The sequence below is a fragment of the Rhodococcus sp. H36-A4 genome (assembly GCF_027158005.1).
Lineage (GTDB): Bacteria > Actinomycetota > Actinomycetes > Mycobacteriales > Mycobacteriaceae > Rhodococcoides.
The window spans coordinates 254,347-269,466 of record NZ_JAPVLQ010000006.1; the positions used below are offsets into that span (position 1 = coordinate 254,347).

General features: G+C 61.3%; 14 protein-coding genes. 11 read left to right on the forward strand and 3 right to left on the reverse strand.

Annotated features, from left to right (window positions below; all coding sequences use genetic code 11):
* Positions 1 to 25: 25 nt before the first annotated feature.
* Positions 26 to 877, forward strand: coding sequence for an ATP phosphoribosyltransferase (gene hisG, locus O1W68_RS17810; RefSeq protein WP_269305787.1), 852 nt, complete (start codon positions 26 to 28; stop codon positions 875 to 877).
* Between the two features lie 18 nt (positions 878 to 895).
* Here hisG and O1W68_RS17815 read toward each other — a convergent pair whose 3' ends face one another.
* On the reverse strand, positions 896 to 1,783 hold the full coding sequence (locus O1W68_RS17815) for a thioesterase family protein (RefSeq protein ID WP_442972395.1): 888 nt from the start codon (positions 1,781 to 1,783) through the stop codon (positions 896 to 898).
* A complete protein-coding gene (locus O1W68_RS17820) occupies positions 1,780 to 2,652 on the reverse strand; it encodes a RecB family exonuclease (RefSeq protein ID WP_331283591.1) in 873 nt (290 codons plus the stop codon). Before O1W68_RS17820 ends, O1W68_RS17815 begins: the two co-directional genes overlap by 4 nt.
* A gap of 150 nt (positions 2,653 to 2,802) precedes the next feature.
* Between O1W68_RS17820 and O1W68_RS17825 the strand changes: the two genes are divergently transcribed.
* The 6 genes from O1W68_RS17825 to prcA all read left to right on the forward strand — a co-directional run bounded on the left by O1W68_RS17825 (position 2,803) and on the right by prcA (position 9,740).
* Positions 2,803 to 3,780, forward strand: coding sequence for a tRNA (adenine-N1)-methyltransferase (locus tag O1W68_RS17825; RefSeq protein ID WP_269305789.1), 978 nt, complete (start codon positions 2,803 to 2,805; stop codon positions 3,778 to 3,780).
* A 382-nt stretch (positions 3,781 to 4,162) separates the two neighbouring features.
* Positions 4,163 to 5,935 carry a proteasome ATPase gene (gene arc, locus O1W68_RS17830; protein ID WP_269305792.1) on the forward strand — a complete coding sequence of 591 codons (1,773 nt, stop codon included), beginning with the start codon at positions 4,163 to 4,165 and terminating at the stop codon, positions 5,933 to 5,935.
* Between the two features lie 203 nt (positions 5,936 to 6,138).
* Positions 6,139 to 7,638 carry a depupylase/deamidase Dop gene (gene dop / locus O1W68_RS17835; RefSeq protein WP_269305794.1) on the forward strand — a complete coding sequence of 500 codons (1,500 nt, stop codon included), beginning with the start codon at positions 6,139 to 6,141 and terminating at the stop codon, positions 7,636 to 7,638.
* 259 nt (positions 7,639 to 7,897) lie between these two features.
* Entirely contained in the window at positions 7,898 to 8,092 is a 195-nt protein-coding gene (locus tag O1W68_RS17840) for a ubiquitin-like protein Pup (RefSeq protein ID WP_084348893.1), read from the forward strand.
* On the forward strand, positions 8,089 to 8,976 hold the full coding sequence (prcB, locus tag O1W68_RS17845; RefSeq protein ID WP_269305798.1) for a proteasome subunit beta: 888 nt from the start codon (positions 8,089 to 8,091) through the stop codon (positions 8,974 to 8,976). Before O1W68_RS17840 ends, prcB begins: the two co-directional genes overlap by 4 nt.
* Entirely contained in the window at positions 8,973 to 9,740 is a 768-nt protein-coding gene (gene prcA / locus O1W68_RS17850; protein ID WP_269305800.1) for a proteasome subunit alpha, read from the forward strand. Before prcB ends, prcA begins: the two co-directional genes overlap by 4 nt.
* A 24-nt stretch (positions 9,741 to 9,764) precedes the next feature.
* Here prcA and O1W68_RS17855 read toward each other — a convergent pair whose 3' ends face one another.
* Positions 9,765 to 11,234: a bifunctional phosphatase PAP2/diacylglycerol kinase family protein gene (locus O1W68_RS17855; RefSeq protein ID WP_269305803.1), complete on the reverse strand. Its 1,470-nt coding sequence runs from the start codon at positions 11,232 to 11,234 to the stop codon at positions 9,765 to 9,767.
* A gap of 88 nt (positions 11,235 to 11,322) precedes the next feature.
* Here O1W68_RS17855 and pafA point away from each other — a divergent pair, with 88 nt between their 5' ends.
* The 4 genes from pafA to tatA all read left to right on the forward strand — a co-directional run bounded on the left by pafA (position 11,323) and on the right by tatA (position 15,072).
* Positions 11,323 to 12,681, forward strand: coding sequence for a Pup--protein ligase (gene pafA / locus O1W68_RS17860; RefSeq protein WP_269305805.1), 1,359 nt, complete (start codon positions 11,323 to 11,325; stop codon positions 12,679 to 12,681).
* A 31-nt stretch (positions 12,682 to 12,712) separates the two neighbouring features.
* Positions 12,713 to 13,702 (forward strand): helix-turn-helix transcriptional regulator, encoded by a 990-nt coding sequence (locus tag O1W68_RS17865; protein WP_269305808.1) that lies wholly within the window; start codon positions 12,713 to 12,715, stop codon positions 13,700 to 13,702.
* The gene (locus O1W68_RS17870; RefSeq protein ID WP_269305810.1) at positions 13,699 to 14,670 is read left to right on the forward strand and encodes a helix-turn-helix transcriptional regulator; all 972 of its coding nucleotides are present in this window, start codon (positions 13,699 to 13,701) and stop codon (positions 14,668 to 14,670) included. The genes O1W68_RS17865 and O1W68_RS17870 overlap by 4 nt, the downstream gene beginning before the upstream one ends.
* Positions 14,671 to 14,790: 120 nt before the next feature.
* On the forward strand, positions 14,791 to 15,072 hold the full coding sequence (gene tatA / locus O1W68_RS17875; protein ID WP_269305813.1) for a Sec-independent protein translocase subunit TatA: 282 nt from the start codon (positions 14,791 to 14,793) through the stop codon (positions 15,070 to 15,072).
* Positions 15,073 to 15,120: the final 48 nt, after the last annotated feature.

Here is a 15,120-nt window from a genome sequence, read left to right on the forward strand (position 1 = left end):
GACACCCCGAACACAGGAAAACTCCATGTTGCGTGTAGCAGTTCCCAACAAAGGCTCGCTCTCCGAATCCGCCGCTGAGATTCTGTCCGAGGCCGGTTATCGACGCCGGACCGACGCTCGTGATCTCACAGTCCTCGATCCAGCCAATCAGGTCGAGTTCTTTTTTCTGCGCCCGAAAGATATCGCCATCTACGTCGGCTCCGGCGAGCTGGACCTCGGCATCACCGGCCGCGACCTTGCACTCGATTCAGGTGCCCCGGTCGATGAGCGTTTGGCCCTCGGCTTCGGGCAATCCAGCTTCAGATACGCAGCGCCGGCAGGAAAAGAATGGACTGCGGAGAGCCTCGACGGACTCCGAATCGCAACCTCGTACCCGAACCTCGTACGAGCAGACCTGGCTCGTCGCGGCCTTACTGCGGAGGTCATTCGACTCGATGGCGCCGTCGAGATCTCCATCCAGCTCGGTGTCGCCGATGCCATCGCTGATGTCGTGGGCTCCGGTCGTACCTTGCGGCAACATAATCTGGTCGCGTTCGGTGAGTCCCTGTGCGATTCGGAAGGTGTTCTGATTTCGCGGGCAGGTAGCGAGGACACCGACAAGGTTCGCAAGCAGTTGATCGCTCGCGTGCAGGGCGTCGTGTTCGCTCAGCAGTACCTCATGCTCGATTACGACTGCCCGAAGTCCATTCTTGACGAGGCCGTCAAGATCACGCCCGGCATCGAATCCCCGACGCTCTCACCGATGGTCGACGACAACTGGGTTGCGGTGCGGGCAATGGTGTCTCGCAAGGTGCACAACAGCGTCATGGACGAGCTGGCGGACCTTGGAGCCAAAGCTATTCTCGCTTCGGATATCAGGTCCTGCCGCGCCTTCTGACCGGGTCGGCTGTCGTCCCTATGGGCGCGGTCTGACCAGCACTGTCTGTGCGATACGTCCGATCGGCCCTCGTTCGTCGTGTAGCACACCGGCAGACATTGCGAACCCATCTGGGCCGGTGGACGTTTCGGCCGAAATCCCAACCCACTCACCCTCCGGTACGCGGAAGATGTGGACGGTGAGATCGGTATTGAGGAAGGTCCACCGGTTCAGGTCGAGTTTGGCACCGATACCGTTTGCGATATCGGCAATCGAGAACAGCCTTTCGAGGGGCGTCATCTCTTCGCCCAATACCAAAGCCGGTGTAGGCCTTGCCCATACCTGCCCCGGTCCGTTACCGCCCAGTTCGGTAAGCGCGAAGATCTCGATATTGTCGAGATACCCGGACTTCCACATTCCTCCCCAGTTGTGACTTGTCCCCTCCGACAGGGGTTTCAAGGACGCGTCGGCTTGGTGGGACTCGCTCGAGGTGTCGACTGTGGTCATGCGCCACGCTGTGCCTCGGGCAACCGGGCGTTCGACACCCTCGCGGACGACACCGTCCCGATCGACACGGTCAGGAGACCGAGCCCATAATTCGGCGACGACAAGTTCGATGTTCGCGCCCGGTCGATCGACCCAGGAACGAACTTCGATGTCCGAGATGGGCACCGGGCCGAGCAATTCGACGACGACCCGGCTCACACGTACGTCCTCGCGCGGTGAGACGCGCTCGAGAGCGCGAACGAGCAAGGCTGACGGGGGTGCGCCATGCTGCATCGTCGGTGCCCACAAGCTCACCGTACGACGAGTCGTGGAGAACACCTCGTTGCCTCGGGCATTGAGCCCGAGGGGCACGAAGAATGCCTCCGGCTCGGTCTCGGCAGCGGGGGTCTCGGAGTTCGGGGTGTGCTCGCTCGAGGTCACTGGCTCATCTCCGAGACGAGCAAGTTCTGATCCTGAAGTTCGTCAGGCCACCCTGGATAGACCGGGGGAGTACCACCGAACTCAGGACACACAGCCTGGTGATCGCACCACCCGCACAGTTTGGTTTTTTTCGGTCGAAAGTCGCCGGACTGCCCTGCCTCGAGAATTGCCTTCCATATCGCCGACAGCATCCGTTCGAACCGAATCAATTCTTCCTCGTCGGGTGTGTAGGTCAGCGACTTCTTGTCGCCCAGGTACATCAATTTGAGCTGGGAGGGTACGACGCTGCGCATACGCATGATCACCAGTGCGTAGAACTTCATCTGGAAGAGGGCCTTGGCCTCGGTGAACTCACGAGGAGACTTACCGGTCTTGTAGTCGACGACGCGGATCATGCCGTTGGGTGCGACATCGATTCGATCGATGAATCCGCGAAGAGGAGTGCCGTCGGCCAGATCGATCTCCACTCGTTGTTCGCAAGACTCCGGATCGAAGCTGGTCGGATCTTCCATCTCGTAGTACCCGGCCACCAGCGTCCGCGCTTGGTCGAGGAGTGCCTCGCGATCTTTACCCTCGAACAGTGCGTCGAGTTCCGGTGATTCTTCGAGCACACGATCCCACGCGGGGGACACCAACTCGACTGCAGCGACGGAATCCCTTGTTTCGGTGGGCATTGCGTACAGCGCTTCGAGTGCAGCGTGAACGACGGTTCCTTTGACCTGAGCTGTGGTGGACTTCTCGGGAAGACGATCCACTGCTCGAAATCGGTAGAGCAAAGGACACTGTTTGAAGTCGTTCGCGCGGGAGGGCGACAGTGCGGGCCTACTCCGACGCGGACGTGGCTGCGCCGGAAATTCCAAAATACTCACATAGGGCAGGGTAAGCCCCTGCCCCGACAGAATCGGGGAAGGCCGTAGTCTGGGCGGTCGAGTCGCTTCCGAATTCTCGGATCGGCGGTCGCCTTCCCATGCAGATTTACGCGCGGGCAGATGGTTGAGTGCAAGTACTAGAAAGTGGGAATGGCTGTGTCTTCGGACGAGAGCATGTCTTCGGGCGAAATCGAATCTTCCGAGGAGGCCTTCGCATCCGACCCGGTTCCTGCATCCGACCCGGTTCCTGCATCCGACACAGCTCCTGAGCCCATCGAGAATGCCGGACCCGCCAGCAGCGGACCGTTCCGCACCGGCGACAGAGTCCAGCTGACCGACGGCAAGGGCAGGCACTACACGGTGGTACTCGAGCCCGGCAAGGAGTTCCATACTCACCGCGGCGGAATCACCCACGACAAGCTCCTCGGTGCCGACGAGGGCAGCGTAGTCACGTCCGTGAACGGCACGCCATACCTGGCGCTGCGCCCGCTCTTGACCGATTACGTCCTGTCGATGCCGCGCGGCGCACAGGTCATCTACCCCAAGGATGCTGCGCAGATCGTCCACGAGGGCGATGTGTTTCCCGGTGCACGCGTGTTGGAGGCAGGAGCGGGTTCCGGCGCACTGACGTGTTCGCTGCTTCGGGCGGTCGGATCGGAGGGCACCGTCATCTCGTACGAGATCAGGCAGGACCACGCCGACTATGCCGTGAAGAACGTCGAAACTTTCTTCGGCGAGCGGCCGTCGAACTGGGATTTGACGGTGGCCGACATCGATCAATTCGCCGCGGATCATCCCGGTGAGACAGTGGATCGCGCAATTCTCGACATGCTCGCACCGTGGGACGCCCTGCCCGCCGTCGCGGACGCGATCGTCCCCGGCGGGGTGTTGATCGTCTACGTCGCGACGGTAACGCAACTCTCACGCGTCGTCGAAGCTCTGCGCGCGCAAGAATGCTGGACCGAACCGAAGTCGTGGGAGTCCATCGTCCGCGGTTGGCACGTCGTGGGATTGGCAGTGCGCCCCGAGCATCGAATGCAGGGGCATACCGCATTCCTGATCAGCGCTCGCAAACTGGCAGCCGGGACCGTTACCCCGAAGCCTCAGCGCCGATCCGGCAAGGGCTGACGGACCCAGGCAACTCGAACCCGGCCGAGGCCAGGTTCGAGTTCCGAAGCTGTCGGCGCCGCACACGATGGACGTTGTTTCGGGTTTCTCGACGGTGGAGTCCGAACTGTGATCAGCGTGATCGGAATCCTCGCTATCGCTACAACCGGTAACGGCCATCACTGTTGCGCGGTTGCAATCAGTACCGAGAAACCTCGCATCTTCACTGGTGGAGCTTCTTTCGGGCGGGGCTCTCGGGTTACTAGGCAGGCGAGGCTAACATGGCTCTACGAAGTCTTCGATGGCTCTATTCGTCACCCGGTCGACAACACTCGAACGTGTCCACACGCGCTTTGGTCGCTGTGCCGGTAGCGTTGAAAGATCGGACTGGGAGGAGTCGCTCATGAGCTCAACAGACAATCCAGAATCGGCTGCGGCACGGGCGGAACTCGACGAGCTTCGTACCGAGGCTTCGGCACTACGGCGACAACTCGGTCAACTCGGGGAATCGCCGGAGCGTGTTCGTGAACTCGAGACCCGCATCGATTCGCTGTCGCTACGAAACTCGAAGCTGATGGACACCCTCAAGGAAGCGCGTCAGCAACTCATCGCGCTGCGTGAAGAAGTCGATCGGCTCGGACAACCCCCCAGCGGGTACGGCATCTTGATGGCAGTGCACGAAGACGACACGGTGGACGTGTTCACGTCCGGACGCAAAATGCGGCTGACATGTTCGCCCAACGTCGAGGCAGAATCACTGGCGCCCGGCCAGACAGTGAGGTTGAACGAGGCGCTGACGATCGTCGAAGCGGGATCGTTCGAGCAAGTCGGGGAAATCTGTTCTCTCCGAGAGTTGCTCGGCGACGGCAGCCGCGCTCTGGTCGTGGGTCACGCAGACGAAGAGCGCGTGGTGTGGCTCGCCAAGCCGTTGTTCGACATGGTCAACGACACCCTTCCCCAAGATCCGGACGAGCCGTCCCGCAAACTGCGGCCCGGCGATTCGCTCCTGGTCGACACCAAAGCCGGGTACGCGTTCGAGCGTGTACCCAAGGCCGAGGTCGAAGATTTGGTGCTCGAAGAAGTGCCGGACGTCGGATATGAAGATATCGGTGGTCTCGGCCGCCAGATCGAGCAGATCCGCGACGCGGTGGAGCTTCCGTTCCTCCACAAGGATCTATTCCGCGAGTACTCCCTGCGGCCACCCAAGGGAGTACTGCTCTACGGCCCACCCGGCTGCGGTAAAACGCTGATCGCGAAGGCTGTCGCGAACTCGCTTGCGAAGAAGATCGCCGAATCTCGCGGCCAGGATGCCAAGGAAGCAAAATCGTTCTTCCTGAACATCAAGGGTCCCGAGCTGCTGAACAAGTTCGTCGGTGAGACCGAGCGGCATATCCGGATGATCTTCCAGCGTGCGCGTGAAAAGGCATCCGAGGGTACGCCCGTCATCGTGTTCTTCGACGAGATGGATTCCATCTTCCGTACCCGTGGCTCTGGGGTGTCCTCGGATGTCGAGACAACGGTCGTCCCACAGCTTCTCGCCGAAATCGACGGCGTCGAGGGACTCGAGAACGTCATCGTCATCGGTGCGTCCAACCGTGAAGACATGATCGATCCGGCGATTCTTCGTCCCGGTCGGCTCGATGTGAAGATCAAGATCGAGCGCCCCGATGCCGAGTCGGCTCAGGACATCTTCTCGAAGTACCTGACCGATTCACTACCGGTCAATGCTGACGACCTCGCAGAATTCGGCGGAGATCGGACTGCCTGCATTCGGGCGATGATCGAACGTGTGGTGGACCGCATGTATGCGGAAAGCGACGACAATCGGTTCCTCGAAGTGACCTACGCCAATGGAGACAAAGAAGTCCTGTACTTCAAGGACTTCAACTCCGGTGCCATGATCCAGAACATCGTCGATCGTGCGAAGAAGTACGCGATCAAGTCTGTTCTCGAGTCGGGAACCCCAGGACTTCGCGTCCAGCACCTCTTCGACTCGATTGTCGACGAATTCGCCGAGAACGAGGACTTGCCCAACACCACGAACCCAGACGACTGGGCTCGGATCTCGGGCAAGAAGGGCGAGCGGATCGTCTACATTCGCACCCTGGTCACCGGCAAGAACGCAAGTGCTTCCCGCGCCATCGATACCGAATCGAACACGGGGCAGTACCTGTAGCAACCGAGTTTCTCGACAGGAAGATCGTCGTCCAGAACTGCTCGACGCACACGCCGCTCGTTCGGTAGGTGCGCCGAGCAGTTCTGATTCCGAGCGGAAACGGCACTTCGCCCTCGGTGATACGTCGCAATGTCGCGACGATATCGATCCGGTCCGGCCTGGTCGTTCGATTGCAGACCCGACCATCACCTAGGCTCGGATGTATGGAGCGCATCATTGGCATCGAGGTCGAGTACGGAATCTCCTCCCCAACCGATCCAACGGCCAACCCGATTCTCACGTCCACTCAGGCAGTGCTGGCCTATGCCGCCGCAGCCGGGGTACCCCGGGCGAAGCGAACCCGCTGGGACTACGAGGTCGAGTCGCCCCTGCGTGATGCTCGTGGATTCGATCTCGGCCGTTTCAGCGGACCTGCGCCGATCATCGATGCCGACGAGATCGGCGCCGCAAACATGATTCTGACCAACGGTGCACGGCTGTACGTCGACCACGCACATCCGGAGTACTCGGCACCAGAAGTACGCGATCCTCTCGACGCAGTCATCTGGGACAAGGCAGGCGAGAGGGTGATGGAGGCCGCGGCACGGCATGCCTCGAGTGTGCCCGGTGCCCCGCGGCTCCAGCTGTACAAGAACAACGTCGACGGCAAAGGCGCGTCGTACGGAACTCACGAGAACTACCTCATGTCCCGCACGACCCCTTTCTCGGCTGTCATCGCCGGCCTGTCTCCGTTCTTCGCATCCCGTCAGGTCTTCACCGGATCGGGTCGGGTAGGTATAGGTCAGTCCGGCGATGAAGCAGGCTTCCAGCTCTCGCAGCGCGCCGACTACATCGAGGTCGAAGTAGGCCTCGAAACGACCCTCAAGCGCGGAATCATCAATACCCGGGACGAACCGCATGCCGACGCAGACAAGTACCGGAGACTGCACTGCATCATCGGCGACGCCAACCTTGCCGAGATGGCGACCTATTTGAAGGTGGGAACGACAGCGCTGGTCCTCGACATCATCGAGGCAGGCGTCGATCTCTCGGACCTTCAGCTTGCGCGTCCCGTCACCGCAGTTCACCAGATCAGCCACGACCCGACCCTGCGGCAGACCGTCGCACTCACCGACGGTCGAGAACTGACCGCATTGGCATTGCAGCGGATCTTCCATCAACGCGTCGCCAAGTTCGTAGCCGGTGAGGGCAACGACGACCCACGGGTTGCGGACATCCTCGAGAAGTGGGCGATGGTCCTCGACCTGCTCGAACGCGACCCGATGGAATGCTCGGATCTGCTCGACTGGCCGGCGAAACTCCGCCTGCTCGAGGGGTTCCGGCAGCGCGAAGGCCTGGGATGGTCAGCGCCACGGCTGCATCTCGTGGACCTTCAATACTCGGATGTGCGGCTCGACAAGGGCCTCTACAACCGACTCGTGGCGCGCGGATCCATGCAGCGTCTCATTACCGAGCAGCAGATCCTCGACGCAGTGAGCAACCCACCGACCGACACCAGGGCCTATTTCCGCGGTGAGGTCCTACGTAAGTTCGGCGCCGATATCGCAGCCGCAAGCTGGGACTCGGTGATCTTCGACCTAGGCGGCGATTCGCTGGTGCGAATACCGACCCTGGAACCGCTGCGTGGAAGCAAAGCGCATGTCGGGGCACTCCTCGAGTCCGCCGAGACTGCCGCCGAGCTTGTCGAACAACTCACCAGCTGACCCACGCGGCTCTCACTCCGCAGGCTCCGCTCCTGCTCATCTCGGTCACTCCGCGGGCTCCGCTCCTGCTCATCTCGGTCACTCCGCGGGCTCCGCTCCTGCTCATCTCGGTCACTCCGCGGGCTCCGCTCCTGCTCATCTCGGTCACTCCGCAGGCTCCGTTCCTGCCTGATCTGGTGTCTTGCCGCCCGTCCCAGCGCCGAATCGGTAGGGTGAAGGTCCGAGCAGGTACTGCGAATACGTAAGGAGGTCGGCGACTATGGCTCGAGAGCAGACACGACGCTCTGGCGGTGGCGATGGCGACGACGAGGTCCCCGGTGAGGCCGGCGGTGGTCAGGAACGGCGCGAGAAGCTGGCAGAGGAAACCGACGACCTACTCGACGAAATCGACGACGTGCTCGAGGAAAACGCCGAAGACTTCGTACGTGCTTACGTTCAGAAGGGCGGCCAGTGAGGTTGGACCGGACGGCGTCCGCGCTCGATGATCTGCTGCCGACTTTCGGTTCGCATCATTCTTCGTTCACCGACCACCTACGTGATCATGCACCGCACCTGCTTCCGGGGAATCGATTTTCGCCGGAAGCAGGTGCGGATCCACACGGAAGTGCAGGCGATTTCGTGACGATGTCGGATCTGGCGCCCCACGGCACGACCATCGTCGCGGTTACCTTCGCCGGTGGCGTTCTCATCGCAGGCGATCGTCGTGCGACGCAGGGCAACCTCATCGCCAACCGAGACATGCAGAAAGTCTTCGTCACGGACGAATACTCGGCGGCGGGCATTGCCGGGACTGCAGGTATCGCAATCGAACTCGTGCGTCTGTTCACCGTCGAACTCGAACACTACGAGAAGATCGAGGGCGTTCCGCTTACGTTCAACGGTAAGGCGAGCAAGCTGTCTTCGATGGTCCGCAGCAATCTGGGTGCCGCAATGCAAGGCCTGGCAGCAGTGCCACTGTTGGTCGGATTCGACGTCGACGCCGCCGATCCCGAGGTTGCTGGTCGCATCGTCTCGTACGACGTGGTCGGCGGCCGGTACGAAGAACGATCCGGTTATCACTCGGTAGGTTCGGGATCGCTATTCGCGAAATCGGCGCTGAAGAAGCTGATTTCGCCGGGCATGGATGAAGAAGCCGCGCTGCGTGCAGCAGTGGAGTCCCTCTTCGACGCAGCAGATGACGACTCCGCGACTGGCGGACCGGACGTGACACGGGGCATCTATCCGACCGCTGTCACCATCACCAGTGTCGGTGCTGTCGACGTTGCCGAATCACGAATTGCCGATGCCGCTCGGGCAGTGATAGCCGAACGCGCTCAGGCCGGGGGGCTTTCGTCATGACGATGCCGTACTACGCATCTGCCGAGCAGATCATGCGCGATCGCTCGGAGCTGGCACGCAAAGGCATCGCACGAGGTCGAAGTGTCATCGTCTTGACCTTTGCCGATGGTGTGTTGTTCGTCGCCGAGAACCGCTCTTCGGCACTTCACAAGGTCAGCGAACTCTACGACCGACTCGGTTTCGCAGCTGTAGGCAAGTACAACGAGTTCGAAAACCTCCGCAAGGCTGGAATTCTGCACGCTGACACCAAGGGCTACACCTACGACCGTCGTGACGTCACCGGACGTTCTCTTGCCAAGACCTACGCCCAGGCGCTCGGCACGATCTTCACCGAGCAACTCAAGCCGTACGAAGTGGAGATCTGTGTTGCCGAGGTAGGTCACTCCGACGAGCCGTCGTCGACGCAGCTGTACCGAATCACCTATGACGGTTCGATCGTCGACGAGAAAGAGTTCATCGTCATGGGCGGCACCACCGAACCGATCGTGACCGCGCTGCGGACGTCCTACCGGCAGGGGCTCGACCTCAGCGCTGCGGTCAAGATCGCAGTCGACGCACTTGCGCAGGGCACGGTGTCGACGACTACGACTACGACCGCGAACGGTGCCGACTCCGAGAAGAAAATTCTCGAAGTCAGTTCCCTCGAAGTCGCCGTTCTCGATCAAGCTCGTCCCCGGCGTGCATTTCGACGCATAGCGGGCCCGGCGTTGCAGGAAATGTTGCCGAATCTCGCATCGACTTCCGAGTCCTCGACGGCTGATTGAGTTGTTGCGAACCGGCCTCGTGCGCTACCTGTCGCGGTAGAGTACGAGGCCGTTGTCGTCGGTGGAGAAGGCGAATTCACTACCGTCAGCGGTTACTTCGCCGTCGGTCGCGAGTGCAACCTCCGAGCCGGTGACCTTCACACTCAACGTTCGAGCAACGGAATGCACATAGGTCGCCGAAGTTCCGAGCGTGCCGGTCGATGCTGCGATCAGCAGTCGTGTGCGCGACAAAAACGGCTTCGATGGAAGATACCGAACATCGAGCGTGCCAGAACCGATGGAGCGTCGAGACATCGGGACCTGATCACTGGGGTGGTACTGGCCATTGCCGACGAACAGCATCCACACCGATCTTTGCTGGCCGTCGAGGGAAATCTTCAAGGGTTGCGCCGCCGCCAGAACACGGATCATCGCTACCGCCGCTGCCGGCCATTTACCGATCTTGCCTTCCAGGCGTTCTCGAAGTCGTACGGAATCCGGGTACCCGCCGAACGTTGCCGTGTTGACGAAATGCACTGACCGAGAGCCGTCGACGACGACCGATGCGAGATCGACCCGCGATGCGTATCCACTCTCGATGGCATGCACAGTCGCTTCGACGCTGGCGACCCCGGCGTCTCTGGCGAAATGGTTGAGTGTTCCTCCGGGGAATACTGCGAGCGGGAGTCCGTGTGCAACAGCTGATTCCGCCACACTTACGATCGTGCCGTCACCTCCGCACACTCCCAGCGCTCGCGGTCTGCCGTCGCTGATACGCCTCTCGAGCTGTTCGTTGAAATCGCTGTCGGTATCTGGCGTGAATTGTTCGGCCTCGGGGAGCAGTTCGCTGATCACCACGGACATATCGTCGTCCGTCCCGGAACCAGGGTTGGTGAGGATGAGTAGTCCTCTTCCCTTCGGCAACGCGGGTGCTTCCATGGAAGTGCCGAGCTCGGCTGCTTCCTCTGTGCGAACCGCCCACCACCTCCTGGTCGACAGAGCGATACCCGCACCCAGAGCAGCGCCTGCGACGACGTCGGATGGCCAATGGACGCCCGTGTGCACCCTCGAATAGCAGACTGCGGCTGCGATCGGAGCCACAAGCGCTCCTGCCAGCGGTGATTCGAGGGAAACCCCGACGACGAAGGCTGCCGCCGACGCGGAGTGCCCGGACGGAAACGAGGAAGACTCGGGTGGAGACAGCAGGCGTCGGACGAGTGGAGTCCGCTCGAACCCTGGTCTGGTGCGCGGTAGGAGTGGCTTGAGAACGCCGTTTGCGACTGCACTTGCGCCGGCGACGGCAAGAAGTCCGCGAACAGCGCCACGACGCGTCGGGCCGGGGCGCGCAGCGAGCAGTCCTGCCGAGGCTGCCCACAGAAGACTGTGATTTGCGGCCGTACTGAGTTCGCGCAACAGTGGATCGGCAGCGGACGCGCGGCTCACAGCAATGCGATCGAACACTCTTACGTCCCAGGTATGGATCAGGTCGGGTAGTCGCGATGGCCTGTGCTTCACAGTTCAAGCCTATGCGGAGCGAAGTGACACGACAGAAGTCGGGACGTTCGGACCCCAGGTGGGTGCTAGGTCGTTGTACTGTCGAAGTGTGCAACGACGAATTATGGGCATCGAGACCGAGTTCGGTGTGACGTGTACCTTTCACGGGCATAGGCGGCTGAGTCCCGACGAAGTGGCCCGCTACCTGTTTCGCCGCGTCGTGTCCTGGGGTCGTAGCTCTAACGTTTTTCTTCGCAACGGTGCGCGGTTGTACCTCGACGTCGGTTCGCATCCGGAGTACGCGACGGCCGAGTGCGACAGCCTTCTGCAGCTCGTCACACATGACCGAGCCGGTGAACGCGTGCTCGAAGACCTGCTGATCGATGCGGAGCAGCGTCTCGCCGAAGAAGGTATCGGCGGTGATATCTATCTGTTCAAGAACAACACCGATTCGGCTGGCAACTCCTACGGCTGCCACGAGAACTTTCTGGTGGCACGCGCAGGGGAGTTCTCTCGAATCTCCGACGTCTTGTTGCCTTTCCTGGTGACTCGCCAATTGATCTGTGGGGCCGGCAAGGTTTTGCAGACACCCAAAGCTGCGACGTTCTGCCTCTCTCAGCGGGCCGAACACATCTGGGAAGGTGTGTCGTCAGCTACTACGCGCTCTCGACCGATCATCAACACCCGAGACGAACCACACGCCGATGCCGAGAAGTACCGGCGCCTGCATGTCATCGTCGGTGACTCGAACATGTCCGAGTCGAGCACCATGCTCAAAGTCGGTACCGCTGCGCTCGTTCTGGAAATGATCGAGGCCGGCGTCTCCTTCCGAGACTTCGCTCTGGACAACCCGATTCGGGCGATTCGCGAGGTAAGCCACGATCTGACCGGTCGGAAGCCGGTCCGCCTGGCCGGCGGACGTCAGGCCAGTGCACTGGAAATCCAGCGTGAGTACTACGCGCGAGCCGTCGAACACCTGAAGTCCCGCGAACCCGACCCACAGGTAGAGCAAGTGGTCGATCTGTGGGGCCGCACTCTCGACGCCGTCGAAACACAGGACTTTGCGAAGGTCGACACCGAGATCGACTGGGTGATCAAGCACAAGCTGTTCCAGCGGTACCAGGATCGCTACTCCATGGAGCTGTCGGATCCGAAGATCGCTCAGCTCGACTTGGCGTACCACGACATCAAACGCGGTCGCGGGGTGTTCGACGTTCTTCAGCGCAAAGGCTTGGTCAAACGAATCACCGAAGACGAACAAATCGACGAGGCAGTCAATTTGCCACCGCAAACGACTCGCGCGAAGCTGCGAGGCGAATTCATCACCGCCGCGCAGGAAGCGGGGCGCGACTTCACCGTCGACTGGGTACATCTCAAGCTCAACGACCAGGCGCAGCGCACCGTGCTGTGCAAAGATCCGTTCCGTTCGGTCGACGAACGCGTGGAGCGTTTGATCGCTTCGATGTAGCGGGTCACGTATCGACCATTAGGCTGCCATAGTGGCGATCACCAAAGTCGAGCGGTTGATGAACCTGGTCATCTGTCTCCTGTCGACGCGGCAGTTCGTGACCGCGGAGCGGATCCGAGACAGCGTCGCAGGGTACGGGGACTCGGGGACCGACGAAGCGTTCAGTCGCATGTTCGAGCGAGACAAGAACGAACTCCGAGATCTCGGCGTTCCGTTGGAGACTGGATTGGCTGCCGGCTCGGGAGGGATCGAGGGGTATCGAATCAATCGAGATGCCTACGAGCTCCCGGCCATCGATCTCAGCCGAGAAGAAGCCGCCGCCGTCGCAGTTGCTGTGCAATTGTGGGAGTCCCCAGAGTTGACTTCTGCAGCGCAAAGCGCGCTCCTCAAGCTACGTGCCGCCGGCATTCAGGTCGATCAAGACGAATCGGCGGCATCGGTCACCGCGGTTCCAGCGCGGACCAGGGGCTCCGAACCTGCGCTCGGTGCCTTGCTCACGGCAATCGACGCGGGGCGGTCCGTCCGTTTCGAGCATCGGGGCTCGGCCACAGACCCCTTCGTCACTCGCACCGTGCAACCGTGGGGCGTCGTCACGTTCCGCGGGCGGTGGTACTTGGTGGGGCACGACGTCGATCGCAACGACACTCGGACGTTCCGGTTGTCGCGGATCGGCGATGATGTTTCCACGTTCGGGCGCACAGGAAGTGTGCGTAAGCCCGAGGGCATCGATCTTCAGTCCATTGTCGAACGAGTTGCCGGAACCGCGGAGGTCAGCGGATCGGCAACCGTCTGGGTCGTGGACGACGCCGCATTCGAGATCAGAAGACTGGGAACTGTGTTGGAGAACCGCACGGTCGGCGGAAGAAGTGGATCTGTCGTACAGATCCCGGTGCGTTCATGGGAATGGGTGACCCGTCTCGTAGCCGGGCACGGGGGTGACGCTTTGGTGCTGGATCCGCCCGAGCTACGAGCCGATGTCATTCGTGCACTGCGTTCGGCAGCGGTCGAGGCGTCACGGTGAGCGCGCGACTGTCGGTGCGGTTGGCCCGACTCCTCAACATGGTGCCCTTCTTTCTGGCCAATCCAGGCCTGAGCGCAGCCGAAGCAGCGCGCGAGCTCGGCGTATCCACCACGACCCTGATGACCGATCTGAATCAGCTCTGGATGTGCGGATTGCCCGGCTACGGTCCCGGAGATCTCATCGACCTGTCCTTCTCCGAGGAGAGCATCGAGGTGACGTTCTCTGCTGGAATCGATCGTCCACTGCGGTTGACGTCGACCGAAGCCACGGCCCTACTCGTCGCACTTCGTTCATTGACTTCGATGCCGGGGATGGTGGATCCGTCAGCTGCGCAGCGAGCGATCGCGAAGATCGAGGATGCAGCAGGAGCTGCTGCCGCCAACGTCCCCCGATCGTCCGGGCAGGCTACGGAGACATCGGCACCGGAGAGCGCGGCCGCGGCCGCCATCCGCTCTGCCCTTCGGAATCGACATGCACTCGAATTGACCTATTACTCCGCTTCGCGTGACGCCGTGTCCGAACGAATCGTCGATCCGATCCGAACTGTCCTGATCGATGATCACAGCTACCTGCAGGCTTGGTGCCGTCGCGCCGAGGGAGTGCGACTCTTTCGATTCGATCGAATCGACAGCGCAGGCGAGCTTTCCGAACCGTCGCGCCCGCCCGAGGGTGCACCACAGGACGACAGTTTCGAGATCTTCAATGACGATCCGTCGCTCCCACAGGCACTTCTCGAGATCCAAACAGATTTCGTGTGGGTGATGGACTATTACCCGATGACTCAGGTAGGTGCTGCGGCAGATGGCTCGATCACGGTGACGATGCGATTCGCGACCTTGGCGTGGATGACCCGTTTGACGCTTGGCTTCGGTACGGGGATCGCTGTGCTCGGACCGCCGGAACTGCAGCGCAGCGTCAACGAACGTGCCCGGGCCGCGCTGGCTGCCTATGCTGAGCTCGGTGAATGATTCGAAGAGGTTGTTCGCGTCGCTCGAGATCAATGAACTGACAGTTAACACTCGATTTCTTCGGGTCCGACTAGGTCTGATGTCGGGTACGCTCGAGATATCTGATTCTGGGAGGTATACATGGGAGCCTTGAGCCCGTGGCACTGGGCCATCGTCGCGGTGGTCGTCGTAATTCTGTTCGGTTCCAAGAAGCTGCCCGAAGCAGCTCGGGGACTGGGACGCTCGCTGCGCATTTTCAAGAGCGAAGTGAAGGAAATGCAGAACGACGGTAAGGCCGAAGCTCCTGCCGCTCGACCTGCCGCGCCAGGCCAGCTCGATCCTGCGGCGCCGGTCGACCCGCACTCCGTTGACGCTCATCCCGTTGACGGCGTGAGCAGCCGACCCGACACCAAGTCGGCCTGAGAAGAACGATACGTAGCAAACCGGGGTGCTGATCAGCACCCCGGTTCA